This is a genomic window from Wolbachia endosymbiont (group A) of Barypeithes pellucidus (assembly GCF_964030885.1).
Lineage (GTDB): Bacteria > Pseudomonadota > Alphaproteobacteria > Rickettsiales > Anaplasmataceae > Wolbachia.
This window is the reverse complement of record NZ_OZ034985.1, coordinates 490,057-514,923: the sequence shown is the minus strand read 5'-3', so window position 1 is coordinate 514,923 and position 24,867 is coordinate 490,057. Positions and strand designations below refer to the sequence as shown.

Below are 24,867 nucleotides of genomic sequence, written 5' to 3'. Positions count from 1 at the left end.
TGCAGTCACTTGGTTGAAATTAAGTCTTCTGGATCCCAGTGGGCTTTGTTGCACAGCAACCGAAAAAATCTGGTAGCTACTGACAAAATTCATTATAAATAACCATTTAACTGTTGAAGAAAAAATATGCCACAGAAAATGAAAGTCAGTAACCAAAACGAATATAACAAATTCCTTGAAAAAAGGGGAAATATTTTTCGTTACATCGATGAAGCTATCGAAAATTGGTATGAAAATAGTCCAAAAATGCAGGGCGGCAACTATATTTACAGTGATAAAGTCGTAATTTTGGTGCATATAATTGTCAATCTTTTTAGAATTGGTTTAAGACAAACGGTGGGGTTTATAAAAGGATATCTGCAACAAATAGGAAAAAATTTGGCAGTTATCAGCTATTCACAAGCATCAAGAAGGTTTAAAAAACTTAATATTAAGATAAATGATTGCAGGGTTGATAAAAGCAACATGGAAAATATTGAAATTATCATAGATAGCACAAGTATCAGCATTTACAGTAACACTCCTGGCCACAGTAAGGAAAACAGTGCAGATAGAAAGTACCGAAGCTACGAGCAAGTAAGAAAGTTACATGTTATGTTAAGTGTGAATAGTAAAAAAGCTATAGCTGCAAGATACAGTAATGGCGTCTACTCTGACCACTATGGAGCTTGCGATTTGCTTGAAGAAGTTAATTTTCAGCACAAAATAAAAGCATTATATGCAGATAGGGCATACGATAGGCACAAACTTTATAAATTGTGTAAGAAATACGATATAAAGACAAAAGTTCTACCAAAAAAGGATGCAGCAGAACATTCAAAAATAGATTATATGTCTGACAGAAATGCTGCTATTAGGTTAATAAAATTATATGGACAAGATGGTGTAAAAGAGTGGAAAAAGGAAGCGATTTATGGAAAGAGATCTTACATAGAAGGATTTTTCTCAAGGTTGAAGCAAGTATTTGGATTTAGCTTTAGGAATAAATCTGAAGTAAATCGTGAAAAAGAATTACTAATTAAGTGCTATTTGCTCAACAAATTCACTGATATTGGTATGGCTAAATTTGAAATCATTACATAAATTTGTCGTAAACCATCACTGCTTAAGGTGCTATGCAACAAAGCCCACTGGGATCCAGAAGACTTAATTTCAACCAAGTGGCTGCATAATAAAGGCTGGATGCCAGTGGGCTTTGTTGCATCGCTAGCTATGATGGATTAAAGATAAAAAAGATAGAGAATATCAGTAGCTTATTATTCTGGTATTTATAACAAGAACGGTCAGTGAATACCTAAATTTGAGTAAAAGAAATTTCACTACCACTCACTAATCCGGCTAAAATTCAAGAATTTCAATGCTTTAGCTATTTTCAATAGAATTAAATTTATTAATATAAATAATACATTACTATTCTTAAATTTGATCAGATTGATTGCAAAAAAACAAGATTTTCAATAGGTTGCTTATAATCCTAACTATAGTTAGCCTTTCATAAGTAGCGATGCAACAAAGCCACTGGGATCCAGGAATTTTATTAAGTTGGCGAGCATAAAAATAGCTGTTTTATGTTAAAATACAACGTTTTAATGATTATGAAAAAGCTGGATTCCAGTGTCAAGCACTGGAATGACAAGAAGAGGGTACTTGGATAAGAGGCATTGCCCTTCTGGTAGGCCCAAATCACAATGTTCGTACAGTTATGGATTCATTCGCGGTATCTCTAGATCCCGCTACTTGTTAGCGGGATGACGGTTGTCGTTTAGCCATAAATGTTTAAGAAATCTACCAAATAAAAAAAAGGCAAAAGAAGCCCCGTGGTGGTTGGCTATTTACTATGTACTAAAATATCGGCGTTTTTTTTATTCTAAAACGCTTGATTAAGAGCGATTTAGCTGCTTTTAACTTGCAACTAACCTACACCGCAAGTGTTTAAGAAATTTACCAAGCAGGAAAAAAGGCAAAGAAACCCCGTAGTAGCTAGCATTCAAATTCTCCCTTGTCAATTTGACGTTTTTTGCTGTCTTAAACGCTTTGTAAGCGCGTTTCGGCTTATATAGGTAAAAACCCAGAAATTTTTAAAGACATGCGATGCACGTAGTGCGAAAAATTAAACATGAGACGCCAAATACCCTAAGTTTTTTGTCACTAACCTGCACAGATTGCGAAGATAAATAAATAGCTTCAGTTTCATGATAAGGGGGCTGGCGGAGTTTGTAAAGCAATTTTTCGTTTCTATTGAATGACACTGGGAGGTAGTGCAAGAAGCCTATTGTCTAACTATATACCTAAATTTTATTACGGCACTTTTACTTTAACGAGTGAGCTACCTTTCTATAAAAGACCTATCGACTGTTGCAATTATAGGTGTAAACAAGAATGATAAAAGAGTACGGGATTGAGTAACTATGTACACTTCTGCTGGCATACCAGGGTATAGGTATACATTTTTAAACTGAGCAAGCTCTGACTTTGGTATCACCACGCGCACTGAATAATAACGCCCTAGTCTTGGATCATCAAGAGCATCAGGAGAAATATGGCTTACTATACCACTAATTAAACTTAAACGACGTGCACTGTAAGCACTTAACCGGACTTTAACCTTTAGTCCTTCTAGCCCATCAATAGAGACTATGTTGCTATCTTTCTTTTGTGCTGACAGTACCTCTTCTATGTTTCTGGTCTGAATTTTAGCATCTATTATTAAGTCATCATCCGATGGCACTACGCTCATGATCGGAACTCCAGATTGTATAACACCACCTTCAGTATGGTATCTTATATCTGTAACTATCCCATCTTGAGGGGATTTAATTATTGTACGTGCCAGTGAATCTTCAGCAACCATCAGCCTCTCTTTCAAGTCTGCAATAGACGTACTAACTTCCTTAAGTTCAGCGTTTGCTCTTTCTTGAGAATCATTTTTTACGTTTATAATTTCTAATTCATTCTCTCCAATTTTTTGCTGCACTTGAGATATTGCAGAACGGTAATGTCCAACTCTGCCTTCAATTTCAGCAAACTGTTTTTCTAAAGCTAAAATGTGTGGTTTGCTTATATGGCCACTATCAAGTAATTGTCTTTTTGTTTCCAACTCCTCAGTTATCAAGTCATATTGCTTATGAGCTGCATTTAGTTGAAAGTTTAGCCCCGCTAATTCATCATTTAACTGCTTTATACGTTGTTGCAGTATGTCTGTTTTTCCCAATATGCTCTTTCTCTGAGAGTTGAACAACTTTACTTGATTCTTTATCGCTTTATTTACAAGTTCATCGTGAGATAATTTTTTAACCTCATCAGGAAACTCGAGCGTGTCCAAATCTACTCTGATTGCAAGAAGCCTTGCTTCTGTTGCTAAAAATGATAAGAGCTTCTCTTTGATAATACTTAAATTCGCCTTCTCGTTAACATCACTCAACAAAACTAGAGGCTCATCTTTTTTAACTGCTTGGCTCTCTTTTACTAAAATTTTGCTTATTATTCCTCCGCCCAAGTGTTGAACTATTTTCCTATTTGAAGATACAATAACTTCTCCACTTGCATGCACCGCACCGTCAATTGGAGCTATAGCCGACCAAATACCGCCTATTCCAAAAAAGATGAGTATCACTATCAGACCAAAAGATAGTGGCCCCCATGTTACTTTCAGGACTTCATTTACGTTATTACTTTCGCGTTTTAAAATAAAATTTATCACTGCATCAATCAATGCAAACGTCTTATCCAAAAATTTTGGGTACTTCTTCTTTTTATTTTTTGCTCCTTGCATATTTATATTATCACTATGGCCAATCAAGCCTGTCAAAGAAAATCCAGCGCTAAGCTTTTTTAACTTACTTATCATAATACTACTGTGAATTTGTGTTAACTCAAGATAACACACAAAAACAAAGAATCCATAATTTAAGCATTCCATTTAGACTGTAGAGCACCAGAATAAACTATTTAGTAACAATTTCTGCATCAACTATGTTTTTAAAATTTTTTGACGTTTAACTTCATTATAACTTTTCCTTTATTTTGTGAATATCTGAGTTACTTATATTATGTAAGAAATCTATTGCCAACCAGTCAATATTCTGTTAGGAGTTAAGATAATATAAAGTTATTATGTTTGGATTGGAAAGCAGAAAGTTCCTGATCACTGGCGCATCAGGCGGAATAGGGCAAGCAATTGTAAAAATTATGCATAAAGCCGGAGCAACTTTATGTATTTCTGGCACAAAAAAAGAAGTGCTTGAAGAAGTTGCTAAACAATATGAAAAAAATATACACATACTCCCTTGTGACTTATCAAATGCTGAGGAAGTAAATCAACTAATAAATAGAGCAAGTGAGTTGATGGAAGGCTTTGACGGGCTTGTATGCAATGCGGGCATTACGCGAGACAGTTTATTATTGAGGATGACAGATGAAGCATGGCAAAAAGTAATTGATATTAACTTGAGCTCTACATTTAAGCTGAGTAGAGAAGCATGTAAGAAACTAATTAAGAATAATTGGGGAAGAATTATAAATATTTCCTCAATAGTAGGGCTGACAGGAAACGCCGGGCAAGCAAATTATGCAGCATCTAAAGCTGGAATAATAGCTATGAGCAAATCTATAGCAAAAGAAGTTGCAAGTCGTAATATAACAGTAAATTGTATTGCTCCTGGATTTATAGATACTAAAATGACTGAAGTTTTAAATGAAGGACAAAAGGGAAAAATATTAGATAATATTCCAATGAAAAGAATGGGAACAGGGGAAGAAATAGCAGCAGGGGTCTTATTTTTAGCAAGTGATGAAGCAAAATATATAACAGGGCATGTGCTTAACATTAATGGTGGGTTATTTATGTAGCAACACTTATGTATGGACAAATTATAAGTTTTACTTTAAAATAAAAAATGTGTAGTGTAGGTTTAAGTTTGCGTTAATTTATTATTTAAAGGCAAAAAAATGAGCTCTATAATAAAAAGATTTTTTAGTGTTTTTTGTGTAGTATTGCTTTTCTCTTTCTCAGGTTATGCAGCTGACTCTGATATGGATGACACAACTAAAGTAATATGCAATATTATTGGTTATGTTTGGGGGATAGGCGGTCCACTTATGACGGTAGTAATAATTGGTGCAGCTTTGCTTGCAATATTTGGCAGGATGCCATGGCCAGCCCTCTTTGCTCTAGGCATGTTCTGTGGTGTATTTTTTGGCGCTAAAACTATCATAACGAAAATTATGCCCAACGTAAGCGATGAAGCAAAAGCTATGTTGGAAAAGTGTGGACAAAAATAACCCATAAAAGTGCAGAAATGCTTTTTTGTTATCCATTAAATCGTTTCATATCTTCAACTTGCAACAAATAAGGGCTATCTTTTGGTAGAGTTTTAACAGCTAGCCTAGCATATTTTGTAAATTGCTTTAAATCACCTTCAATACAAGCCTTTTTTGTCAAGGCAAAATAATGCATTGCCGTATCAGCTTCACATTTATATGCAATGCTTAAATATTTCCAGACAAAGGCGTTATTTGGTTCTACATTCAAAATCTGCTCCAGGTAAAAAATCGCCTTTTTTGCATCACCGTGTAATAATAAAGTATGAGATAATGCGAGTTTTACTAAATAACTATTCTTCTCAGATAAATACCTAAGCGATTCTTCATACATTTTTATTGCTTCACTTAAATTTCCAGCCTTGTATAGCATTTCTGCTTTTAATTCATATAGGTATGGGTCATTGCGTGATTCTTGAATCAATGAATTAACTTTAGCTATAGCCTCTTCTATCTTTCCTTGCCTATAGTAAACTATAGCATTTACATACTCAGAATTACCTTCATATTTATTAGATAACACATGAATAGGAGTAAAGAAAGAGTCTAGCTTTGCAACCACACGCTCAAACTTTAGTAATTTATCCGCAAAAATTGGTTTTACATTGTTTTTAACCTTATAATTTTGCACAGCAAATATGCGTTTATCACTAAGTGGGTGAGTGCGGAAATATTCCTCGGTGTTCTCATGCTCAATACTTTTAAAATAGTCAAAAATCTCTTTCATACCTGAATTATCATAGCCAGATTCATCAAGATACCTTAAAGCATAGCTATCTGCTACACTTTCTTGCTCTTGAGAATAGTTAAAAAACAGCCTTGAACTAAGCGCTACACCACTAAGCAAAATTGCACCAGCAATCTGAGGATTAATGATAATACTAGAAACTAATCCTACCATATAACTAATCATTGCTATTGATTGAAAATAACCCATAGCACCACTCATTTTCAATATATGACCAGCAGATATATGAGCAATTTCATGTGCTAATATACCAAGCAGAACATAAGGTTTAGCCGAATATTGTAAAAGCCCTAAATGAATGAAAATACTATTATTGCTAATTACGAAAGCGTTAATCGAATTATCATTAATTATAAAAACCTTCATTCGGTCACTATCAACATCCGCAGCAGAAAATAAAGGTTGCGCTAGCTCTTTCACTATTGCTTCCACTTCACTATCTCTAATAATGTTAATAGAGTAAGCATTATTATAATATGCAAAAAAGAACAATAAAGTCAAAAACTTAGCAATTTTAAACATGAAAATTCTGTATTTGTACAACTTACAGGAATTTTATATTTTAACACTTAAATTATACAAATTTATAAACGCTAGTTTGATTTTTTGACGTAACTGATAAGTTTGTCGATGGTGGTTAACTTAATTTTATGATGTTCAGCAAATTCAAGCAGCTCAGGTAAGCGCATCATAGAGCCATCATCATTCACTAATTCACACCCTACAGCTGCATGATTAAAGCCAACTAACTTTGCTATTTCAACACTTGCTTCAGTATGACCATTGCGTGCTAAAACCCCACCATCATTTGCAATAATAGGAAAAACATGCCCAGGAGTAATAATATCATCTTTAGTACTCTTTTCATCAATAGCGGTAAGTATCGTATGCGTTCTATCATGAGCAGAAACACCTGTTGTAATGCCATAACGCGCATCAATTGACGTAGTAAATGCAGTATGAGGAGTAAGCTTTTCATCCACATTACTTCTTCTCATAAACTCAAGATTTAGTTTATTCATATGAAGCTTTGTCATAGCTAAAAACACAATGCCAGTACCGTACCTAACCATAAAAGCCATATGTTCTGGTTTTACTTTTTCAGCTAAGACAACCAAATCACCTTCATTCTCTCTATTTTCATCATCAACTAAAATGAATAATTTACCGGAACGAGCATCCTCTAACACATCTTCCACAGAAGAAATACCGGGTAGACTCATTGAAGCATAAGTGGCCTGTACCATAATAATTTACTTAAATTCAATCTTAACTATTTTATACAATTTCTCTCCATTTGGCACTGTCACTTCCACATACTCACCGACTTTTTTGCCGATTAAGGCACTCCCGAGTGGTGAACTAGTAGATATTAACTGCTTTGAAACATCAGCTTCATATTCGCCTACAACTTTATAAACATACTCCACTTCACCGTTATTATCACTTAACATGCTTAATGTCACAGTTGCACCAAACATTACTGAATCACCAGACAAATTTTTTACTTCTATTATTTCCGCATGTGAGAGCTTACTCTCTATCTCCATTATACGGCCTTCAATAAAACCTAACCTTTCCCGTGCTGCATGATACTCTGCGTTTTCAGACAAATCACCTTGATCACGAGCATCAGAAATAGCTTGTATAACAGAAGGTTTTTCTTCCTTTAATTTTTCAAGTTCGGCTTGCATATTCTCAAAACCTTCCCTCGTCATAGGAAATTTATTAATAATGGATGAAGCCATAATCACCACCTAAACGCAATTAAATTGAGTAACGAAATTACTCACAATGTTAAAAATATCACCTTTTATATCATCACTCATGTCATTTGACAACTTTTTTAAAACCCCAGGATGCACAGTATGAAAATAATTAATAAGATCATGTTCAAATTTATTAATGTAACTTATTTGTATTTTACTTAACTGATTATACAGGTTAGAAAAAATATACATCAGCACTACTTGCTCTTCTATTGACATAGGTAAATGTTGTTTTTGCTTTAATAACTCGACAAGATATTTACCCTTACTCAAGGATAATTGAACACTAGCATCAAGATCAGAACCAAATTTTGCGAAATCTTCTAATTCTCTATACTGAGCTAAGCTTAGCTTAATAGAACCAGCAACTTTCTTCACAGACTTTAGTTGTGCAGCAGAACCAACCCGTGAAACTGACAAACCTATATTTACTGCAGGTCGAAATCCTTTATAAAATAATTCAGACTCAAGAAAGATCTGCCCATCGGTAATTGAAATAACATTTGTTGGCACATATGCAGATACATCACCAGCTTGAGTTTCGACAATTGGCAAAGCAGTTAAAGACCCCTGCCCTTTTTTATCAGACATTTTAGCAGCTCTTTCAAGCAAGCGAGAATGTACATAGAATATATCTCCAGGGTAAGCTTCACGACCAGGAGGACGTCTGAGCAATAAAGACATCTGCCTATATGCCACAGCATGCTTAGATAAATCATCATATACAATCAAACAATGCATTCCATTGTCACGGAAAAATTCCCCAATAGTGCAACCAGCATAAGGTGCTAAAAATTGCATAGGCGCGCAGTCAGATGCACTAGCCACAACTACAGTTGTATACTTTAATGCTCCGCTTTCTTTCAGCTTATTTACCACTTTTGCTACTGTTGAAATTTTTTGTCCAATAGCAACATAAACACAGTAAACTTTTTGATTTTCGTTTACCTCATCGTTAATCTTTTTCTGATTGATAATAGTATCAAGCGCAATAGTAGTTTTACCAATTTGTCTATCACCAATAATTAATTCACGCTGCCCTCTACCTATTGGAATTAGCAAATCTATAATTTTAATTCCTGTTTGCAGTGGCTCATGCACAGACTTACGATCAATAATGCCTGGCGCTTTAGATTCTATATCCATTCTGTTTTTGGCTCTAATTTCCCCACCGTCGTCTATAGGATGGCCCAACGCATTTACAACTCTCCCTAACAATTCATGCCCTATAGGCACCTGCACAACATCACCACTACATTTTACAACGTCCCCTTCTTTCACATCACGGTCATTACCAAGTACAACTATTCCAGCCGTATCATGATCTAAATCAAGAACTATTCCTTCTACACCGCTTGCAAAAAATACCTTTTCACCGAATTTTGCTTTTTCCAGTCCATAAACCAATGCGATACCATCTGTTACTGAAATTACTTCACCTATATTTTCCCGCTTTATAGGATTATCAAACGTCTCAACCTTTTCTCTTATTATACTTGCTATCTCAGAAACATTCATACTGTTCTTCATACAAAATTCCTTACTTTTAATATTTCCATTTTACTTAATTCAACTAACCTATCCAAGCAACTTTTTAGCGAAGCATCGATCAAATTAAAACCATACCTAACTACGAAGCCACCTAGTATAGAAGGGTCAACCACATTGCTTACTTTTATTATTTTACCAAGAAAGCTCAAAGATTCAGTAATTATTTTTATATCAGATTCCTTTAAAGTTTCTGCTGACTTTATAGTAATCTCGAATTCATTTTCATTTTCTCTTGCAAGACTTAAGAATTTTTCTAATATAAGGATCAATAAACTAGAGCGTTTATTTGCAAATATAACCATAATAAATTTTACTAAATTCTCACTCAAGTGCTCATTTATAGAAAGCATCACTTCTTTTTTGTGTGCAAAAGAAATCATAGGATGAGATAGGTACACAAAAACATCACGTTGATCCTTAAAAAAAGCCAACAAAAATTCTACTTCTTTCCTTATAATACCTAACCTGCTTCCTGAGACATGAAACAGCACTCTAGCGTAAGATGAAACTAAATTATTGTATTGGGTCTTTTTCATATTAAATCCAGTAAATCTAAATTAATTCAGCTACAAATCTTTCATTCTTCAATCCAAGCATTTTTTATATAAACAGGTCTTCTCTTTAAGGAAAGAAAATATAAATCATATCTGACTGAATAATCTAAAAAACTAAGGTTTTTACTTAAGAAATACTTAGAAGAATTTATAATAGAATGACATTGAAGATGAGATATCGGTATTTCTTTTCCAAGTAAACTTGTTTTAACTTCTATAAAAATCAGCTCCTTTTTTTTAGATACAATTAAGTCAATTTCACCGAACTTACAACGGTAACGGCGTTTTATAACATTATACCATTTCAGTTTTAAATATACTAAAACTAATAACTCGCCAAAGTAACCTACAAAGTAGCGTAACCTACTTACCATAAGAAGAACAATTATGATAACAATTAACTTTGTGTAACTACTTTGCCTCCTTCTTTATTTTTACTATAAACCTTACCTCTTGCTGCAATATCCCTATCAACCAGTTCTATCACTGCCATTGAAGCGCAATCACCCTTTCGAGTGCTAAATTTTATTATTCTAGAATACCCACCTTTACGATCTTGATAACGGCTGGCTAAGACGTTTAATAACTTATCAACTGCTAACTTACTATTATGAAGGCGTGAAAGCAAAAGTCTTCTACCATGTAAAGTATTCTTATTCTTAGCAATTGTAATAAACTTTTCGACATATGGACGAAGTTCCTTAGCTTTTGGTAAAGTAGTTACAATCTGCTCATGGTTAACTAATGAGATAGATAGATTCTTTAACGTCGATAATCTATGTTCAGTGCAACGAGATAGTTTACGTTTTTTTATTCCATGTTTCATATATCACCTAATCTTCATCAGTATGTTGTTTAGCCAACTCATCTATATCCTTAGGCGGCCAATTTAGCACATTCATACCCAAAGACAAGCCAAAATTAGCCAAAACTGCCTTAATCTCATTCAAAGACTTTCTGCCAAAATTAGCAGTTCTTAACATTTCACCTTCTGTCTTTTGCACAAGATCACCTATATAAGTGATATTTTCGTTTTTCAGACAGTTATGAGATCTGACAGATAATTCCATTTCATCTACCTTACGCAATAAGACAGGGTCATAACCCAAATCTTTAGCACCACTAGACGAAGAAACCTGCGATTTTTTATAACTTACATCAGAACTAATAAAGGGCTGAAGTTGCTCCTGCAATATTCTTGCAGCAGAGTCAACAGCTTGACTCGGAGAGATTGTACCATCAGTTTCAATTGACAATATCAGCTTATCCTTATCAGTCACTTGGCCAACACGACTGTTCTCTACCCTGTACGAAACCCTGTTGACAGGGCTATACAAAGCATTAACTGGAATAAAGCCAATTAAATCCTGTTCACTCATAAGCTTCAAAAGTTCATTTTCTTTATACTTAATTACAGGAAGATAACCTTTTCCGCTAGCCACATATATGGTCATGTTAAGCTCTACATTTTGCCCCAGCGTACATATTAATAAATCTTTATTAACAATAGAGCATTGATCATCAGTTTCTATCATCCCAGCTAATACCTGGTAAGGCCCTTTAGCGTTTAAATTTAAGCATTTATTAGAAGCACCATTTAATTTACACCTCAACATGCCCATATTTAATACTATATCAGTTACGTCTTCTCTCACCCCTTGAACTGAAGTAAACTCATGAGTTACACCTTCAATTTTTATTCCATAAACAGCACTACCTTTAAGAGAAGATAACATTACACGTCTTAATGCATTACCTAATGTTAAAGCAAAACCACTTTCCAACGGTTCTAGCACTATATCACTTTTTTCACTGGAATCATCTGATATTACCTTAACTGAACTAGGTTTAATCAATTTATCTAAATTGCTACAGAGAGAAACATCATTATTATAATACATAAAACAACCTTTTCAAATATCCTATACTCTTCTTTTTTTTCTTAACCTGCACCCATTATGAGGAATTGCGGTTTTATCTGCAATTGAAGTCACAGTCAACCCACAGCTCTGAAGTGCTTTAACCGCAGCTTCGGTACCAAAGCCAGGACCACGAATTATTACAGAGACAACCTTCATACCAAATCTCTCCATTGCCTTCTTCGCAGCAGCCTCCGCAGCCTTACCTGCAGCATAAGGTGTGGATTTTCTCGAACCTGAAAAACCACATACACCCACAGAAGTTTGACATAGCGTATTACCATGAACATCAGTTACATTTACAAAAGTATTATTAAAAGTTGCACGAATATGAACAACACCAGTAATAAACTCTTTTGTACTCTTACCAACCGTTTTGACTTTTTTCATTAAAACTCACAATAATAATAAATTTTATTTTTTCCCAGCAATAGGCAACCGAGATCTACCTTTACGAGTCTTAGCATTAGTATGAGTCCTTTGCCCTCTCACAGGTAAACCTTTTCTATGTCTCACTCCTCTATAGCATCCCATTTCCACTAAAGATTTTATGTTCATAGCCACTTCTTTTCTGAGCTCACCTTCTATAACATAATTTTGTCTAATGAAACTGCTGATCTTTTCTATATCTTCATCTCGTAATTCTGAAACACGTTCGCGCTTATCAACTTCGCAAGCGTGACAAATTACATTCGCAGTAGCAATACCTATACCATATATATAAGTTAATGCAAAAGGAACACATTTCCTCACTGGAATATTTATGCCTGCAATACGTGCCACTGGTACCTCGATACTTTATTAATAACAACTCTTAATTTATACCATAAAACAACTCAGAGTCAAACCAAATTACAAGAAATTTTACTTTCAATCTCTTGCGTTACCTCATCAACACTCAAATTAGCGTCAATTGTTAATAATTTGCCTTTATAATACTCGCGTAAACCTTTCATTTGAAGGTGATATTCACTTATTCTCTTATTAATTGCAGACATATCAGCATCATCAATTCTTTTCTCTAACTTCGTACTTTTACACTTAGCACAAGTAGTACTCTTAAAAGAAGATATACTATATATACTTTTACAGTCCAAACACGCAAGACGATTTTTTAATCTATCGATTGCAATATTATCGTCAAGCTGCATCTCAATTACAATATCAACATCTGTACTATATTTCTCCTGCAAAATTTGAGTCAAGAAATGAGCTTGGTTTAAATTTCTCGGAAACCCGTCTAACAAGCAATTACCATCCATTGATGCAAGCTGGTCACGCAATAATCCACATATAATTTCATCTTGAATTAAATTACCAGATTCTACGGTACCCTTTATTTTTTCACCTAACTCACTACTGCTAGATATAATATTCCTTAATAAATCCCCTACTGAAATTAATTTTAAATTATATTTTGCTATTAACAAGCTTGACTGAGTACCTTTACCAGAACCTGGAGGACCAAAAATCGTAATGATCATCTTACTTTCCTCGTTTTAGACTCATATTTCTTTATCCAGCTATCGTACCTATTCGAAAAAATATAAGATTGTATTTGCACAATAGTATCAGTAATAACGTTCACTATAATCAGCAAGCTCGTTCCACCAAAAATAAATGGTATATCATAATAATATCTCATAACTTCAGGTACGGTACATATAACTACCAAATACGCAGAGCCAATGAATGTCAACTTAAAAACTATATCTTGAAGGTAATCAGAAGTATGTTTCCCAGGCCTTCTACCAGGTATAAAACCACCATTTTTTTTAAGAAAATCTGCGTTTTCCTCTGGATTAAATATAAAATTGGTATAGAAAAAATTAAAAAATACTATCAGCACCAAATAGGCTACAATATATACTACTTTATTTGCCATAAAGTAATTCAAAATAAAATCGGAAAAAGCGTGCCCCTTATAGAAATTTGCAATTGAAATAGGTGTCAATAAAATTGCATTAGCAAAAATGGTTGGTACTACACCAGATAAATTAATCTTCAATGGAATATAAGTAAAATCGTCATTATGTAATCTTTTAAATTGCTTTTTAGGATGTTGAACAATAACCTTTCTATAAGAAGACTCTACAAAAATGACTAAGAGTAGCAGTAAAAAAAACAATATCAAAACAAAAAGGATAATAAATAACGATACGCTACCGTTTTTATTTAACGTTAACAAAGATGACAAAGCGCTGTGTAACTCTGATATTATGCCCGTGAAAATGATTAATGAGATACCATTGCCTATACCGCTAGCGCTGATTCGTTCACCAAGCCATATTAAAAGCATAGTTCCACCTAAAAGGCTAAAAACACCTATTGTACGAAACATAACACCAGGTTCGATTACAACCAATACCCCTTCCCTATTCATCCCTTCCAATCCAACCAAAATTGGAATTGATTGAAATACACAAATTACTATGGTCAGGTAGCGTATATAAGAATTCATCTTTCTACGGCCTGACTCTCCATCATTCTTAACTTCCTTCATTCCTTTAATCGCAGAAGAAAGCAACTGAATAATGATAGAAGCCATTATATATGGCATAACGTTCAATGCTAGAATTGTCATTCTAGCCAATGCACCACCAGAAAATAAATTAAATACTCCAAAAACGCCTGAGCCCTCTTTGGGAAATATATCATTAATTACATCAAGATTAATTCCAGGGATAGGCACATAAGTACCCAAGCGATAGCAAATTAAAGCTATTAGCGTAAAAAATATACGTTTTAATAAATCGCCTTTATATAACAACGTAGGATCCAAGCTATTAAATGCGGATTTATTGCCCATAATTTACGATAGTATTTCCACACTACCACCAACTGAAGCTACAGATTTTTTTGCAGCTTCTGACGCAAAATCAACATGAAACACAAATTTTTCGCTCAACTTACCTTTATTAAGAAGTTTAATTTTATTCTTAATAGACTTTATAAAACCTAATTTATACAGCCTCTCCTTATCTATAACAGAGTCTTTCACTATTTTTTTAGCTTCCATTAAGCGCTGTATATCGCCAACATTAATTATAGAGTATATGTTCCTACGTATAGGCTTAAAACCTCTTTTAGGCAAACGAGTATATATAGACTGTTGTCCACCCTCAAAACCATTTATGGAAACTCCACTTCTAGCCTTTTGCCCTTTATGCCCTCTACCGGATGTTTTACCTTTACCACAACCGATACCTCTACCCAGCAACTTAGGCTTCTTTTTCTTAGATAATTTAGTAAATATAGAGTTTAATTTTACAGCATTATTCATACTTTACCTGTTTCCAACTATCTCGCTAATCTTTTTGCCTCTTTTGCTTGCCACCTGACGAGGAGACAACATACTATCAAAAGCCTTAAACACCGCACATATAACGTTATGAGGATTATTTGATCTAGTAGATTTAGCTACCACATCCTTTATACCTAACACCTCAAAAACTGACCTAACCGCTCCACCAGCAATAATACCTGTTCCGGCTCTTGCGGTTCTTAAAACTATCTCACCAGAACAAAATTTAGCTTTAATATCATGATGCAAAGTTCTACCTTCACGCAAGTACACTCTAATCATCGATTTCTTTGCAGCATTTACAGCTTTGACTCTTGCTTCAGCAACTTCTGCGTGCTTACCTATTCCACATCCTACCCTACCCTTCTCATCGCCAACAACAACCAAAATTGAAAATGAAAATCTTCTACCACCTTTGGTAACCGTTGTTACTCTTCGTACCGAAACTAAAAGCTCTGATAAATCATTATTATTTTGTAAATTCTTTATAGCCATATTCAAACCCTTCTAAAATTCAAATCCAGAACTTCTTAAAGCCTCAGCAAATTGAGAAACTAATCCTGTATATTTATACGCTCCACGATCAAACGTAAGCTGCTGCTCTAATTTCATGCCAGACAGACGCTCAACCATTAAAGAAGAAACCTGTTTTATAGTTTCAGCGTTGACTTTCCCTTTACATACATCCTTAATTTTAGCATCCAAAGTAGAAGCTGAAGTGAGAGTTACTCCTTTTACATCATTAATTAACTGGACATAAAAATGCCTATTAGATTTAAATATGGATATACGCAAACGTTCAGCGCTCTTGTCAAGCTTCGCTCTATTACGCAACTTCCTTTTTTCAGCATTACTTAAAAAATTATATAACCTTCTCATCTTAATTACTTCTTTTTACTTACAACTTTACGCAACATAAATTTACCCTTTATTACAACACCCTTACCTTTATAAGGATCATATTTTCTAATTTTGCATATATCAGACGCCACCATATAGACCTTCTGCTTATCCATACCACTAACTACTAAGTGAGTTGGCTTTATACACTTAATCTCAACATCTTTAGGCACTTTATATTTCACATTATGGCTATAACCAAGATACAAAGTCAAATACTTACCATCACACTCTGCCTTATATCCAACACCGTTAATCTCAAGATTAACAGAAAAACCATCAATCATGCCGTTAATGATATTATTAATATTACTCCTATAAGTGCCCCACATAGGCTTTATTTCATCATAATCATCTTTATCTTGATCAACAGAAAGCAATAGCTGATTATCAACAATCCGGCACACAACATCACTGATTAAGCTAACTTCTTTTTCAGCCTTAGCGCTCTTTATTAACACACTACCATTATTATATTCAACTGAAACACCAGCAGGAATATTGATAGGAGCAGCACCTATACGAGACATGAATTTCTCCTATTATTTAAAACACACGACACAAAACTTCTCCACCAACCTTTAACTTATGTGCATTATAATCAGTCATCACTCCTTTGGGTGTCGATATAATAAAAATACCAAGACCATTATATGCTTTAGAAATGTCCTTATACTTAGAATAACGACGACAACCAGGCTTTGACACCCTAACTATGTCACTAATTACAGGTGACTTCTCATAATACTTCAATTTTACAATGAAAGAAGGTAAATTATCTACAACTTGCTTTTCATAATCAAGGATATACCCTTCATCTTTTAAAATCTTCAGTATAGAAGAATTCACTTTAGAAAACAACACTCTTGTTGTTCTATGCATTGCTAATTGAGCATTACGTATCCTTGTTAAAAAATCACCAATACTATCAGATAACGCCACAATATACTCCTTATATTATATTCACCAACTAGACTTTGTAACTCCTGGAACTTGCCCAAAAGAACATAAATCACGCAAAACAATTCTACATAAACCAAATTTTCTATATACTCCTCTTGGTCTCCCAGTTAAAGCACACCTATTTCTAATTTTGGTTTTAGAAGAATTTCTAGGCAATTTTTTAATTAATTTATTTTGAGCTGTAAACCTTTCTACAATAGACAAATTCTTATCATTTATTATAGATTTCAATTTTTCTCTTTTTTCTTTATATTGATCGCACAGCTTTATTCTGCGAAGATTTCTTTCTATCATAGATTTTTTTGCCATATATTTCTCCTCTCAATTAATCAAAAAAAGGAAATTTAAGAGCCAGTAATAATTCCTTTGCTTCCTTATCGCTAACTGCACTTGTTATAATATTAATATCCATACCTCTAATTTTACTTATTTTATCATAGTCTATTTCTAAAAACGAGATATGTTCCTTTATACCAAAGGAAAAATTACCATTACCGTCAAATTGCTTCACACTAAATCCTCTAAAATCTTTTTCCCTTGGCAAAGCAATATATATCAATCTTTCTAAAAACTCATACATTTTATCTCTACGCAAAGTTACTTTGCAACCTACTGTAGCACCTTTTCTGATCTTGAAGCCAGAAATAGATTTTTTTGCAAAAGTTGATAAAGGCTTCTGCCCAGCAATCAAATATAGGCTATCAAGTGGTTCATTTATTGCTTTACTATCTGTAGCAGCATCTCCAACGCCCATATTGATACACACCTTGACAAGTTTAGGCACTTGCATTATATTGCCGTAATTAAACTTATCCTTTAAGGACTTTACTATGCTATCTTTATACAATTCTTTAAACATATCAACCTAATCTATCACTTCTCCAGAAACTTTTGCAAAACGCACTTTTCTACCATCTATAACCTTAAACCCCACTCTAGTTGGAGTTTTATATTTAGGGTCCAATGTTGCAACGTTGGATATATCAATAGCTAACTCTTTATTTAATATACCACCACTACTACCAGCTTTTGGTTTAGTGTGTCTCTTATGTACATTTACCCCAGAAACAATTACCTTTCTTTTAGCATCATATGCCACAACTTTAATCACTTTACCAATTTTTCCCTTATCTCTACCAGTTAAAACTATAACGTCGTCACCACTTTTTATTTTAGCACTCATTATAAAACCTCAACAGCCAATGACATTATCTTCATAAAAGAACCAGATGATAACTTTTTTACCGGACCAAATACCCGAGTGCCAAGTGGTTCACCTTGATCGTTAATCAAAACTACAGCATTGCTAGAAAAACGAATTACAGAACCATCAGATTTTCTAATAGGGCTTTTCACCCTCACCACAACTGCTCTATATACTTTTCCCTTCTCAACCTTCCCTCTTGGAGTAATAGATTTAGTAGATACAATAACTGTGTCACCTATAGATGCAGACTTTCTACCACCCAATAAACCAATACAAAGCACTGCACGCGCACCAGAATTATCAGCTACTTCCAACAATGTATTTTTTTGAATCATATAAATATCCTATTCAATGTGAGCTATTAACAACAACCCATTTTTTAGTAATAGAAATAGGCTTGTGTTCTTGTATTAAAACCTTGTCCCCTTCTTTACAACTATTATTCTCATCATGTGCTGTATACTTCTTGTATTTTTTTATAACCTTTTTATACAGCTCATCCTTATACACTTGTAATACCGAAACCTTTACAGTTTTATCACATTTAGTCTTAATTACAGTACCACAAAAAACCTTCTTAGGCATTCTTTTCCTCTCCTTTTCTTTCATTTAATGCAGTTAGAATACGAGCTATGCTCTTTTTTATCAAACCAAAACGCGAAATATTGTTGCACTGGCCTAACTTTTTTTGAAAAACCAAATTAACAAACTCTTTTCTCAAATTTACAAGAATTTCATGCAATTCTTGTAAGGATTTTGACCTAATGTCAGCTATATCCATTGCAACTCCATTTAATTATGATTAGATACAAATTTACACTTCATAGGAAGCTTAGCGGTTGCCTTTTCAAGCGCCAATTTTGCTAAATGCATGGGAACATCACTGCTAATTTCAAACAACATTCTACCGGGCTTAGCTTTAAATACCCAAAATTCAACACTACCTTTCCCTTTACCCATACGCACATCTGCCGGCTTTTTACTAACAGGGGTATCAGGAAAAATTCTTATCCACACTTTACCAGAGCGTTTCAATGTTCTAGATATTACACGCCTTGCAGTTTCAATATGCTTAGACTGAATCCTACCAGCTTCCATAGCCTTTAGACCATAATCTCCAAAAGATAGCGTACTACCACCTTTCGTGTTACCCTTAATTCGTCCTTTAAATACTTTTTTATATTTACTTTTTTTGGGAACAAACATTTCAATATACCTAATTAGTTACCAATATAAACCCAGACCTTAACTCCTATGGTGCCATATATAGTTTTTGCTTCACAAAAAGCATAATCTATATTAGCACGTAAAGTATGCAAAGGCAAACGACCTTCTTTATACCATTCAGTACGAGCTATCTCAGCTCCGCCAAGGCGCCCAGAACAACTTACTTTAATACCTCTAGCACCCATCCTCAAACAACTTTGAATAGCTTTTTTCATCGCTCTTCTAAATGAACCCCTTTTTTCTAACTGTTGTGCAATGCTGCTTGATATTAAAACTGCATCTATTTCAGACCTTTTAACCCCTACTACATTCACTTCTACATTATTTTTTACTTTTTTAGCTATTTTTTGCTTTATCTTCTCAATATCTGAGCCTTTCTTACCTATTATTACTCCAGGTCTAGAAGAATGTATTATTACAGACACCAAATCGATCGTACGCTCTATAATTACTTTAGAAACACCAGCATGCTTAAAAGATTCATTTATATAACTGCGAATAGATAAATCTTGATGCAACCCTTGTTTATAACCCTTCTCAGCATACCAAACAGATGACCAAGTATTAATTATTTTTAACCTAAATCCTTTAGGATTAACGTTTCCCATACTTTTGCACTTTCCTTATTAATTTTCTATTTTTATGAATCATATAATTTCCCCCAATTTTACAGTTATATTACTATAACGTTTACTAACTCTATTAGCTCTACCCATAGCTTTTGGACATACCCTACGCAAAGTAAGAGACTTACCTATTGAAATTTCTTTTATATATAAATTATCGATATCCAATCCATAATTATATTGAGCATTAGCAATCGCAGAATTTAATACCTTCCTTATAAGACCCGCAGCTTTCTTTTCACAAAATCTTAATTGCACAGTGGCAAAAGAAACTTTTTTATTACGTACTAAACCAGCAACCAAATTCAATTTACGAGGAGTTGATTTTAAAACCTTAGAACCAGCTTTAACTATTACATCTCTGTTTTTCATATCAATTACCTTCTTGTCGCCTTTTTATCACCACTATGCCCAGTAAATTTACGAGTGGGCGAAAATTCACCAAATTTATGACCTATCATATTCTGATCATTAACATTAACAGGAATGTAATCCTTACCATTATAAACAGCAAACTTTAAACCCAAACAATTAGGAAGAATTACAGAAGCCCTGGAATGAACTTTTATAGCCATGTTAACAAACCCCTTGTTTAAAGCATTATTCACCGACTTTAATATAGAAGGATGACAAAAAGGAGGCTTCCACGCAGATCTACTCATAAACTAACCTTTCAATTGTTTTATATACTTATCACTAGATTTATTTTTCCTCCGAGTTTTCTTTCCTTTTGTTGCAACACCCCAAGGAGTAACAGGATGACGACCACCAGAGGTTTTTCCTCCCCCACCTCCATGAGGATGGTCAACCGGATTCATCGCAACCCCACGCACAGTAGGTCTAATTCCAAGCCACCTACTTCTTCCAGCTTTACCCAGCTTTCTATTCTTATGGTCAGGATTAGATACTACACCAATAGTAGCCTTGCAAGAAGATAAAATCAACCTAATTTGACCAGACCTGAGTCGTAATAAAACATATTGGCCATCACGACCAACGATTTGCGCATAACAACCAGCAGCTCTAGCAATCGCAGCACCATTACCTGGTTTCAGCTCAACATTATGAACGAAAGAACCAACAGGTATATACTTGAGTAGCAAACAATTTCCTGGTAAAATATCAGCATCATTTCCAGCTGTAACAACATCACCAGGCTTCATACCTTGAGGAGCTAATATATAAGACTTAATATCATCTTCCTTATATGATATTAACGCTAAAAACCCACTTCTATTTGGATCATACTCTATTTTTTCAACTATACCCTGACCACTTCTATTACGCTTAAAATCTATAACTCTATACTTCTTTTTGTGACCACCACCCCTATGACGAGTTGTAATTCTACCATAATTATTCCTTCCACCACTGGACTTTTTACCGGATGTAAGAGACTTTTCTGGCTCGTCTTTTGATAAACCAACTTTACTTACTAACACAGTTCCACGAGAAGACGGAGTAACAGGATTAAAAAATTTCATACCCATATTAAACGCTCATTATATCTAATTTTTGACCATCTATCAAAGAAAAATAAACTTTCTTTTTCTGTTTTTCACAACCAATCACACCCCTGAAACGCCTATATTTAGGCTTAATTCTAACAACATTTATAGAAGAAATTTTAACATCAAATAGAGACTCTATTGCCAACTTTATTTGACGCTTATTTACATTTACAAAAACATACAAAGAATATTTATTAAACTTCTCCCTCAGAAAAGAGGCCTTTTCTGTAATTATAGGAGATTTTATTATATTATTATATTTGATCATAATAATCTACCTTCAAGATGCTTTAAAGTATCCTTTGTCAACATCACGCATTCGTGATTCAATATATCAAAGACATTTAACCCAATAGGTTTGATTAAGTCTACATAATGCAAGTTTCTAACAGCACGCAACAAATCATCTCCATAATCACCAATTATCAAAAAGGAAGAAAATTTAAAATTTTCAATACATTTACACATTTCAGACGTTCTCTTCACATCAATATTTAAATTATCCAGAATAATCACTTGATTATTTAAATACTTTAGAGATAAAGCAATTTTTAAACCAAATTTGCGTACCTTCTTATTAAGAGAATAACTATGACTCCTCACAACAGGGCCGAAAATAATCCCACCACCTCCAAATTGAGGAGATCGCAAGCTCCCTTGTCTTGCCCTACCGGTACGTTTTTGACCATAAGGTTTAGCTGTTGTACCAGAGACATCACTGATACCTTTTGTTTTATGAGTACCAGCTCTTCTCTTCGCTAATTGCCATCTCACTATATCATGCAAAATACTCAATTTTTGCTTAGCAGAAAATATCAAAGGATTGAGCTGAGCAGTACCTACATTATTATTAGATAGATTAACTAAATTACATTCCATAACTAACTTACCAAATTACTAGCATCGTCATTTACATCTAACAGCAGACCTACCGGAAAAGGAACATCTTTATGTAAAGATTTTTTAACTGCATCTCTTACAAAAACATAGGAATTTTTAAACCCAGGAACATTATTACCCTTCACAGCAATTATACTATTTTCATGATCAATGGATAATATCTTCATATTTTGTGCAGTTATTCTGCTGTTACCTAAATGACCAGCCATTTTCTTTCCTTTAAATACTCTACCAGGATCCTGACATTGACCAGTAGAACCTTGTGATCTGTGAGCAATAGAAACACCATGAGATGCCCTAAGCCCACTGAAGTTATGCCGCTTCATCACACCAGCAAATCCTTTACCTATAGAATAACCCGTAATATCAAGATATTGACCAACCACAAAATGATTGATTCCCACTTTTTTACCACATTCTATTCCCGACAGGTCATTTAATCTACTTTCGTATAACTTACATTTATTATTTATACCCTTTTTCTTTAAATATTCCAACTGAGGTTTTGCTATATTTTTAAAATCTCCTGTGCCTAAAATGACTGAATTATAGCCACATTTATCTTGTCCTTTTATATCAATAATATAAGTTTCGCTGAGATGCAATAAAGTTACAGCCATGCGACTATTGTCAGAACACATAGCAGTATGACCAATATTCATCATTAGTAAACCAATTCTCCTCAGCGAATTTATTCTCTTCATTTCCTTCTCCTAAACCTTAACTTCCTTGACTTTTAAATCCACTTCTACGCCAGCAGAAAAAGATAAACCTGTAAGCATCTGCATCATAGTAGGAGTAAGATCATGTAAAACAATCAAACGCCTAGAAGTTCTTATTTCAAACTGTTCACGAGATTTTTTATCAACATGAGGAGATCTATTAACAATAAATTTAGAATCTTTTCTTGGCAACGCAATCGGACCAGATAATTTTGCACTGGACCGCTTTAATTCATCAACAAATTTTCGAACACACTCCTCCAATAAAGAACAATCGAAAGCCTTAATGTTAATATATATATCTTGCTTCATCTTAGTTACTACACTCACTCCAAAATCTCAGAAACAACGCCAGAACCAACAGTTCTACCGCCTTCTCTTATCGCAAAACGCAATCCCTTATCCATTGCTATCGGTACTTGCAATCCTACTTCTACACTCACATTATCTCCTGGCATTACCATCTCCTTCCCATCTAGCAATTTTATGCTCCCAGTTACATCCGTTGTCCTTAAATAAAACTGTGGCTGGTAATTCGCAAAAAATGGTGTATGCCTTCCTCCTTCCTCTTTCTTTAATATATAAACCTCCGCCTTAAACTTTCTATGCGGCGTTATCGTCCCCGGTTTTGCTAATACTTGCCCTCTCTCCACTTCTTCTCTTTTTGTTCCTCTTAACAATATTCCTACATTGAGTCCTGCACTTCCCTTATCCAGCAACTTCTTAAACATTTCTACACCTGTGCATATCGTCTTTTGCGTCTCCTTCAGACCTATTATCTCTATCTCTTCTCCCGTCTTTATCTCTCCCTTCTCTATCCTTCCTGTTACCACCGTTCCTCGCCCCGATATCGAAAACACATCTTCGATTGGCAATAAAAATGGTAAATCCACAGGCCTTGGTGGAACCGCCACATATTCATCTAACTTTTCCATCAATTTGTCTATTGATTTCTTTCCATATTCGCCGCTGTCATCCTCCAGCGCCTTGAGTGCTGACCCAACTACCACAGGCACTTCATCCCCTGGAAATCCGTATTTACTCAGCAATTCCCTCACTTCCATTTCTACTAAATCTATCATATCAGCATCAGCAACATCAGCTTTATTTATATACACCACGATATATCCAACACCCACCTGCTTCGCCAGCAATATATGCTCTCTCGTTTGTGGCATTGGCCCATCAACCCCTGACACTACTAATATCGCTGCATCCATCTGCGCTGCACCTACTATCATGTTCTTTACATAGTCAGCATGTCCAGGACAATCAACGTGTGCATAATGCCTTTTTTCCGTCTGATACTCAACATGCGCTGTTGCTATCGTTATCCCCCTCTTCCTTTCTTCTGGCGCTTTATCTATCTGATCGTACGCTACAAAATTTCCATAATGCTTCGTTATCGCCGCTGTTAACGTTGTCTTCCCATGATCCACATGTCCTATTGTTCCCACATTTACATGCGGCTTTCCAAATGCTTCCACTACTGCTGTCATAATTTAAACTTTTCTACCTAAAATACAAATACATCAATAAATAATATGTTGATTTTATAAAAATACAACAAAAAAAGAGCGGATAGTGGGAATTGAACCCACGTCACTAGCTTGGAAGGCTAGAGCTCTACCATTGAGCTATACCCGC

General features: G+C 34.5%; 37 protein-coding genes and 1 tRNA gene. 3 read left to right on the top strand and 35 right to left on the bottom strand.

Features of this window, described 5'->3' with window-relative positions; translation table 11 throughout:
• The first annotated feature begins 126 nt into the window (after window positions 1-126).
• Complete coding sequence (locus ACQH1X_RS02770) at window positions 127-1,083, top strand: IS5 family transposase (protein ID WP_264735368.1); 957 nt, start codon at window positions 127-129, stop codon at window positions 1,081-1,083.
• A gap of 1,243 nt (window positions 1,084-2,326) precedes the next feature.
• On the opposite strand, the gene ACQH1X_RS02765 is transcribed toward ACQH1X_RS02770, so the two are convergent.
• Window positions 2,327-3,847 carry an HlyD family type I secretion periplasmic adaptor subunit gene (locus ACQH1X_RS02765; protein WP_265025646.1) on the bottom strand — a complete coding sequence of 507 codons (1,521 nt, stop codon included), beginning with the start codon at window positions 3,845-3,847 and terminating at the stop codon, window positions 2,327-2,329.
• A gap of 266 nt (window positions 3,848-4,113) precedes the next feature.
• Here ACQH1X_RS02765 and fabG point away from each other — a divergent pair, with 266 nt between their 5' ends.
• Both fabG and ACQH1X_RS02755 read left to right on the top strand, forming a co-directional pair.
• Window positions 4,114-4,848, top strand: coding sequence for a 3-oxoacyl-[acyl-carrier-protein] reductase (gene fabG / locus ACQH1X_RS02760; protein ID WP_341818330.1), 735 nt, complete (start codon window positions 4,114-4,116; stop codon window positions 4,846-4,848).
• Between the two features lie 99 nt (window positions 4,849-4,947).
• On the top strand, window positions 4,948-5,280 hold the full coding sequence (locus ACQH1X_RS02755; protein ID WP_341818331.1) for a TrbC/VirB2 family protein: 333 nt from the start codon (window positions 4,948-4,950) through the stop codon (window positions 5,278-5,280).
• Between the two features lie 28 nt (window positions 5,281-5,308).
• Here ACQH1X_RS02755 and ACQH1X_RS02750 read toward each other — a convergent pair whose 3' ends face one another.
• From ACQH1X_RS02750 to ACQH1X_RS02585, 34 genes are all read right to left on the bottom strand, one after another.
• A complete protein-coding gene (locus ACQH1X_RS02750) occupies window positions 5,309-6,589 on the bottom strand; it encodes a M48 family metalloprotease (protein WP_425386480.1) in 1,281 nt (426 codons plus the stop codon).
• A 71-nt stretch (window positions 6,590-6,660) separates the two neighbouring features.
• Entirely contained in the window at window positions 6,661-7,314 is a 654-nt protein-coding gene (gene ribB, locus ACQH1X_RS02745; protein WP_265035471.1) for a 3,4-dihydroxy-2-butanone-4-phosphate synthase, read from the bottom strand.
• Window positions 7,315-7,320: 6 nt separating this feature from the next.
• Entirely contained in the window at window positions 7,321-7,815 is a 495-nt protein-coding gene (gene greA, locus ACQH1X_RS02740) for a transcription elongation factor GreA (protein ID WP_341818333.1), read from the bottom strand.
• A gap of 9 nt (window positions 7,816-7,824) precedes the next feature.
• Window positions 7,825-9,366 carry a F0F1 ATP synthase subunit alpha gene (gene atpA / locus ACQH1X_RS02735; protein WP_425386479.1) on the bottom strand — a complete coding sequence of 514 codons (1,542 nt, stop codon included), beginning with the start codon at window positions 9,364-9,366 and terminating at the stop codon, window positions 7,825-7,827.
• Window positions 9,363-9,923, bottom strand: coding sequence for an ATP synthase F1 subunit delta (gene atpH, locus ACQH1X_RS02730; RefSeq protein WP_265025655.1), 561 nt, complete (start codon window positions 9,921-9,923; stop codon window positions 9,363-9,365). Before atpH ends, atpA begins: the two co-directional genes overlap by 4 nt.
• A 41-nt stretch (window positions 9,924-9,964) precedes the next feature.
• Window positions 9,965-10,315: a YraN family protein gene (locus tag ACQH1X_RS02725; protein WP_265035468.1), complete on the bottom strand. Its 351-nt coding sequence runs from the start codon at window positions 10,313-10,315 to the stop codon at window positions 9,965-9,967.
• A 23-nt stretch (window positions 10,316-10,338) separates the two neighbouring features.
• Window positions 10,339-10,767 carry a 50S ribosomal protein L17 gene (gene rplQ, locus ACQH1X_RS02720; RefSeq protein ID WP_425386478.1) on the bottom strand — a complete coding sequence of 143 codons (429 nt, stop codon included), beginning with the start codon at window positions 10,765-10,767 and terminating at the stop codon, window positions 10,339-10,341.
• Between the two features lie 7 nt (window positions 10,768-10,774).
• Window positions 10,775-11,842, bottom strand: a complete 1,068-nt coding sequence (locus ACQH1X_RS02715) for a DNA-directed RNA polymerase subunit alpha (protein ID WP_425386477.1) — start codon at window positions 11,840-11,842, stop codon at window positions 10,775-10,777.
• 21 nt (window positions 11,843-11,863) lie between these two features.
• Complete coding sequence (gene rpsK / locus ACQH1X_RS02710; protein WP_425386476.1) at window positions 11,864-12,250, bottom strand: 30S ribosomal protein S11; 387 nt, start codon at window positions 12,248-12,250, stop codon at window positions 11,864-11,866.
• A 24-nt stretch (window positions 12,251-12,274) separates the two neighbouring features.
• Window positions 12,275-12,643 (bottom strand): 30S ribosomal protein S13, encoded by a 369-nt coding sequence (gene rpsM / locus ACQH1X_RS02705; protein WP_425386475.1) that lies wholly within the window; start codon window positions 12,641-12,643, stop codon window positions 12,275-12,277.
• A 59-nt stretch (window positions 12,644-12,702) separates the two neighbouring features.
• Window positions 12,703-13,344, bottom strand: a complete 642-nt coding sequence (locus tag ACQH1X_RS02700; protein ID WP_425386474.1) for an adenylate kinase family protein — start codon at window positions 13,342-13,344, stop codon at window positions 12,703-12,705.
• Window positions 13,341-14,669: a preprotein translocase subunit SecY gene (secY, locus tag ACQH1X_RS02695; RefSeq protein WP_265035465.1), complete on the bottom strand. Its 1,329-nt coding sequence runs from the start codon at window positions 14,667-14,669 to the stop codon at window positions 13,341-13,343. The genes ACQH1X_RS02700 and secY overlap by 4 nt, the downstream gene beginning before the upstream one ends.
• Before the next feature lie 3 nt (window positions 14,670-14,672).
• Window positions 14,673-15,143, bottom strand: coding sequence for a 50S ribosomal protein L15 (gene rplO / locus ACQH1X_RS02690; RefSeq protein WP_265025661.1), 471 nt, complete (start codon window positions 15,141-15,143; stop codon window positions 14,673-14,675).
• A gap of 3 nt (window positions 15,144-15,146) precedes the next feature.
• The gene (rpsE, locus tag ACQH1X_RS02685; RefSeq protein ID WP_265035464.1) at window positions 15,147-15,659 is read right to left on the bottom strand and encodes a 30S ribosomal protein S5; all 513 of its coding nucleotides are present in this window, start codon (window positions 15,657-15,659) and stop codon (window positions 15,147-15,149) included.
• Window positions 15,660-15,671: 12 nt separating this feature from the next.
• Window positions 15,672-16,043: a 50S ribosomal protein L18 gene (gene rplR, locus ACQH1X_RS02680; RefSeq protein ID WP_265025663.1), complete on the bottom strand. Its 372-nt coding sequence runs from the start codon at window positions 16,041-16,043 to the stop codon at window positions 15,672-15,674.
• Between the two features lie 5 nt (window positions 16,044-16,048).
• Entirely contained in the window at window positions 16,049-16,594 is a 546-nt protein-coding gene (gene rplF, locus ACQH1X_RS02675) for a 50S ribosomal protein L6 (RefSeq protein WP_265025664.1), read from the bottom strand.
• A gap of 16 nt (window positions 16,595-16,610) precedes the next feature.
• Window positions 16,611-17,006, bottom strand: coding sequence for a 30S ribosomal protein S8 (gene rpsH, locus ACQH1X_RS02670; RefSeq protein ID WP_265025665.1), 396 nt, complete (start codon window positions 17,004-17,006; stop codon window positions 16,611-16,613).
• A gap of 21 nt (window positions 17,007-17,027) precedes the next feature.
• A complete protein-coding gene (gene rpsN, locus ACQH1X_RS02665) occupies window positions 17,028-17,336 on the bottom strand; it encodes a 30S ribosomal protein S14 (protein ID WP_265025667.1) in 309 nt (102 codons plus the stop codon).
• A 16-nt stretch (window positions 17,337-17,352) separates the two neighbouring features.
• On the bottom strand, window positions 17,353-17,886 hold the full coding sequence (rplE, locus tag ACQH1X_RS02660; RefSeq protein WP_010962750.1) for a 50S ribosomal protein L5: 534 nt from the start codon (window positions 17,884-17,886) through the stop codon (window positions 17,353-17,355).
• 6 nt (window positions 17,887-17,892) lie between these two features.
• Window positions 17,893-18,210: a 50S ribosomal protein L24 gene (rplX, locus tag ACQH1X_RS02655; protein ID WP_425386473.1), complete on the bottom strand. Its 318-nt coding sequence runs from the start codon at window positions 18,208-18,210 to the stop codon at window positions 17,893-17,895.
• Complete coding sequence (gene rplN / locus ACQH1X_RS02650; protein ID WP_006279348.1) at window positions 18,210-18,569, bottom strand: 50S ribosomal protein L14; 360 nt, start codon at window positions 18,567-18,569, stop codon at window positions 18,210-18,212. Before rplN ends, rplX begins: the two co-directional genes overlap by 1 nt.
• A gap of 13 nt (window positions 18,570-18,582) precedes the next feature.
• Window positions 18,583-18,819, bottom strand: a complete 237-nt coding sequence (rpsQ, locus tag ACQH1X_RS02645) for a 30S ribosomal protein S17 (RefSeq protein WP_265035462.1) — start codon at window positions 18,817-18,819, stop codon at window positions 18,583-18,585.
• Window positions 18,812-19,015, bottom strand: a complete 204-nt coding sequence (gene rpmC / locus ACQH1X_RS02640) for a 50S ribosomal protein L29 (protein WP_425386472.1) — start codon at window positions 19,013-19,015, stop codon at window positions 18,812-18,814. The genes rpsQ and rpmC overlap by 8 nt, the downstream gene beginning before the upstream one ends.
• Before the next feature lie 11 nt (window positions 19,016-19,026).
• Entirely contained in the window at window positions 19,027-19,440 is a 414-nt protein-coding gene (rplP, locus tag ACQH1X_RS02635; protein WP_425386471.1) for a 50S ribosomal protein L16, read from the bottom strand.
• A gap of 14 nt (window positions 19,441-19,454) precedes the next feature.
• Entirely contained in the window at window positions 19,455-20,069 is a 615-nt protein-coding gene (rpsC, locus tag ACQH1X_RS02630; RefSeq protein WP_425386470.1) for a 30S ribosomal protein S3, read from the bottom strand.
• 39 nt (window positions 20,070-20,108) lie between these two features.
• Entirely contained in the window at window positions 20,109-20,459 is a 351-nt protein-coding gene (gene rplV / locus ACQH1X_RS02625; protein ID WP_425386469.1) for a 50S ribosomal protein L22, read from the bottom strand.
• 5 nt (window positions 20,460-20,464) lie between these two features.
• Window positions 20,465-20,749, bottom strand: a complete 285-nt coding sequence (gene rpsS / locus ACQH1X_RS02620; protein WP_006279181.1) for a 30S ribosomal protein S19 — start codon at window positions 20,747-20,749, stop codon at window positions 20,465-20,467.
• A 3-nt stretch (window positions 20,750-20,752) separates the two neighbouring features.
• Window positions 20,753-21,577 (bottom strand): 50S ribosomal protein L2, encoded by an 825-nt coding sequence (rplB, locus tag ACQH1X_RS02615; protein ID WP_425386468.1) that lies wholly within the window; start codon window positions 21,575-21,577, stop codon window positions 20,753-20,755.
• A 1-nt stretch (window position 21,578) separates the two neighbouring features.
• Window positions 21,579-21,866 carry a 50S ribosomal protein L23 gene (locus ACQH1X_RS02610; protein ID WP_064124642.1) on the bottom strand — a complete coding sequence of 96 codons (288 nt, stop codon included), beginning with the start codon at window positions 21,864-21,866 and terminating at the stop codon, window positions 21,579-21,581.
• Window positions 21,863-22,477 carry a 50S ribosomal protein L4 gene (gene rplD, locus ACQH1X_RS02605; RefSeq protein ID WP_425386467.1) on the bottom strand — a complete coding sequence of 205 codons (615 nt, stop codon included), beginning with the start codon at window positions 22,475-22,477 and terminating at the stop codon, window positions 21,863-21,865. The genes ACQH1X_RS02610 and rplD overlap by 4 nt, the downstream gene beginning before the upstream one ends.
• 2 nt (window positions 22,478-22,479) lie before the next feature.
• On the bottom strand, window positions 22,480-23,202 hold the full coding sequence (gene rplC, locus ACQH1X_RS02600) for a 50S ribosomal protein L3 (RefSeq protein WP_425386466.1): 723 nt from the start codon (window positions 23,200-23,202) through the stop codon (window positions 22,480-22,482).
• 9 nt (window positions 23,203-23,211) lie between these two features.
• On the bottom strand, window positions 23,212-23,532 hold the full coding sequence (rpsJ, locus tag ACQH1X_RS02595) for a 30S ribosomal protein S10 (RefSeq protein WP_065094535.1): 321 nt from the start codon (window positions 23,530-23,532) through the stop codon (window positions 23,212-23,214).
• Between the two features lie 14 nt (window positions 23,533-23,546).
• Window positions 23,547-24,719, bottom strand: coding sequence for an elongation factor Tu (tuf, locus tag ACQH1X_RS02590; protein ID WP_425385771.1), 1,173 nt, complete (start codon window positions 24,717-24,719; stop codon window positions 23,547-23,549).
• Between the two features lie 77 nt (window positions 24,720-24,796).
• Window positions 24,797-24,867: transfer RNA gene (locus tag ACQH1X_RS02585), tRNA-Gly, on the bottom strand.

Excerpts from the sequence above, each read along its gene's own strand:
- ACQH1X_RS02770 (WP_264735368.1), top strand. The coding sequence starts at position 127 with ATGCCACAGAAAATGAAAGTCAGTAACCAAAACGAATATAACAAATTC.
- ACQH1X_RS02765 (WP_265025646.1), bottom strand. The coding sequence starts at position 3,847 with ATGATAAGTAAGTTAAAAAAGCTTAGCGCTGGATTTTCTTTGACAGGC.
- fabG (WP_341818330.1), top strand. The coding sequence starts at position 4,114 with ATGTTTGGATTGGAAAGCAGAAAGTTCCTGATCACTGGCGCATCAGGC.
- ACQH1X_RS02755 (WP_341818331.1), top strand. The coding sequence starts at position 4,948 with ATGAGCTCTATAATAAAAAGATTTTTTAGTGTTTTTTGTGTAGTATTG.
- ACQH1X_RS02750 (WP_425386480.1), bottom strand. The coding sequence starts at position 6,589 with ATGTTTAAAATTGCTAAGTTTTTGACTTTATTGTTCTTTTTTGCATAT.
- ribB (WP_265035471.1), bottom strand. The coding sequence starts at position 7,314 with ATGGTACAGGCCACTTATGCTTCAATGAGTCTACCCGGTATTTCTTCT.
- greA (WP_341818333.1), bottom strand. The coding sequence starts at position 7,815 with ATGGCTTCATCCATTATTAATAAATTTCCTATGACGAGGGAAGGTTTT.
- atpA (WP_425386479.1), bottom strand. The coding sequence starts at position 9,366 with ATGAAGAACAGTATGAATGTTTCTGAGATAGCAAGTATAATAAGAGAA.
- atpH (WP_265025655.1), bottom strand. The coding sequence starts at position 9,923 with ATGAAAAAGACCCAATACAATAATTTAGTTTCATCTTACGCTAGAGTG.
- ACQH1X_RS02725 (WP_265035468.1), bottom strand. The coding sequence starts at position 10,315 with ATGGTAAGTAGGTTACGCTACTTTGTAGGTTACTTTGGCGAGTTATTA.
- rplQ (WP_425386478.1), bottom strand. The coding sequence starts at position 10,767 with ATGAAACATGGAATAAAAAAACGTAAACTATCTCGTTGCACTGAACAT.
- ACQH1X_RS02715 (WP_425386477.1), bottom strand. The coding sequence starts at position 11,842 with ATGTATTATAATAATGATGTTTCTCTCTGTAGCAATTTAGATAAATTG.
- rpsK (WP_425386476.1), bottom strand. The coding sequence starts at position 12,250 with ATGAAAAAAGTCAAAACGGTTGGTAAGAGTACAAAAGAGTTTATTACT.
- ACQH1X_RS02700 (WP_425386474.1), bottom strand. The coding sequence starts at position 13,344 with ATGATCATTACGATTTTTGGTCCTCCAGGTTCTGGTAAAGGTACTCAG.
- secY (WP_265035465.1), bottom strand. The coding sequence starts at position 14,669 with ATGGGCAATAAATCCGCATTTAATAGCTTGGATCCTACGTTGTTATAT.
- rplO (WP_265025661.1), bottom strand. The coding sequence starts at position 15,143 with ATGAATAATGCTGTAAAATTAAACTCTATATTTACTAAATTATCTAAG.
- rpsE (WP_265035464.1), bottom strand. The coding sequence starts at position 15,659 with ATGGCTATAAAGAATTTACAAAATAATAATGATTTATCAGAGCTTTTA.
- rplR (WP_265025663.1), bottom strand. The coding sequence starts at position 16,043 with ATGAGAAGGTTATATAATTTTTTAAGTAATGCTGAAAAAAGGAAGTTG.
- rplF (WP_265025664.1), bottom strand. The coding sequence starts at position 16,594 with ATGTCTCGTATAGGTGCTGCTCCTATCAATATTCCTGCTGGTGTTTCA.
- rpsN (WP_265025667.1), bottom strand. The coding sequence starts at position 17,336 with ATGGCAAAAAAATCTATGATAGAAAGAAATCTTCGCAGAATAAAGCTG.
- rplE (WP_010962750.1), bottom strand. The coding sequence starts at position 17,886 with ATGTTTAAAGAATTGTATAAAGATAGCATAGTAAAGTCCTTAAAGGAT.
- rplX (WP_425386473.1), bottom strand. The coding sequence starts at position 18,210 with ATGAGTGCTAAAATAAAAAGTGGTGACGACGTTATAGTTTTAACTGGT.
- rplN (WP_006279348.1), bottom strand. The coding sequence starts at position 18,569 with ATGATTCAAAAAAATACATTGTTGGAAGTAGCTGATAATTCTGGTGCG.
- rpsQ (WP_265035462.1), bottom strand. The coding sequence starts at position 18,819 with ATGCCTAAGAAGGTTTTTTGTGGTACTGTAATTAAGACTAAATGTGAT.
- rpmC (WP_425386472.1), bottom strand. The coding sequence starts at position 19,015 with ATGGATATAGCTGACATTAGGTCAAAATCCTTACAAGAATTGCATGAA.
- rplP (WP_425386471.1), bottom strand. The coding sequence starts at position 19,440 with ATGTTTGTTCCCAAAAAAAGTAAATATAAAAAAGTATTTAAAGGACGA.
- rpsC (WP_425386470.1), bottom strand. The coding sequence starts at position 20,069 with ATGGGAAACGTTAATCCTAAAGGATTTAGGTTAAAAATAATTAATACT.
- rplV (WP_425386469.1), bottom strand. The coding sequence starts at position 20,459 with ATGAAAAACAGAGATGTAATAGTTAAAGCTGGTTCTAAGGTTTTAAAA.
- rpsS (WP_006279181.1), bottom strand. The coding sequence starts at position 20,749 with ATGAGTAGATCTGCGTGGAAGCCTCCTTTTTGTCATCCTTCTATATTA.
- rplB (WP_425386468.1), bottom strand. The coding sequence starts at position 21,577 with ATGGGTATGAAATTTTTTAATCCTGTTACTCCGTCTTCTCGTGGAACT.
- ACQH1X_RS02610 (WP_064124642.1), bottom strand. The coding sequence starts at position 21,866 with ATGATCAAATATAATAATATAATAAAATCTCCTATAATTACAGAAAAG.
- rplD (WP_425386467.1), bottom strand. The coding sequence starts at position 22,477 with ATGGAATGTAATTTAGTTAATCTATCTAATAATAATGTAGGTACTGCT.
- rplC (WP_425386466.1), bottom strand. The coding sequence starts at position 23,202 with ATGAAGAGAATAAATTCGCTGAGGAGAATTGGTTTACTAATGATGAAT.
- rpsJ (WP_065094535.1), bottom strand. The coding sequence starts at position 23,532 with ATGAAGCAAGATATATATATTAACATTAAGGCTTTCGATTGTTCTTTA.
- tuf (WP_425385771.1), bottom strand. The coding sequence starts at position 24,719 with ATGACAGCAGTAGTGGAAGCATTTGGAAAGCCGCATGTAAATGTGGGA.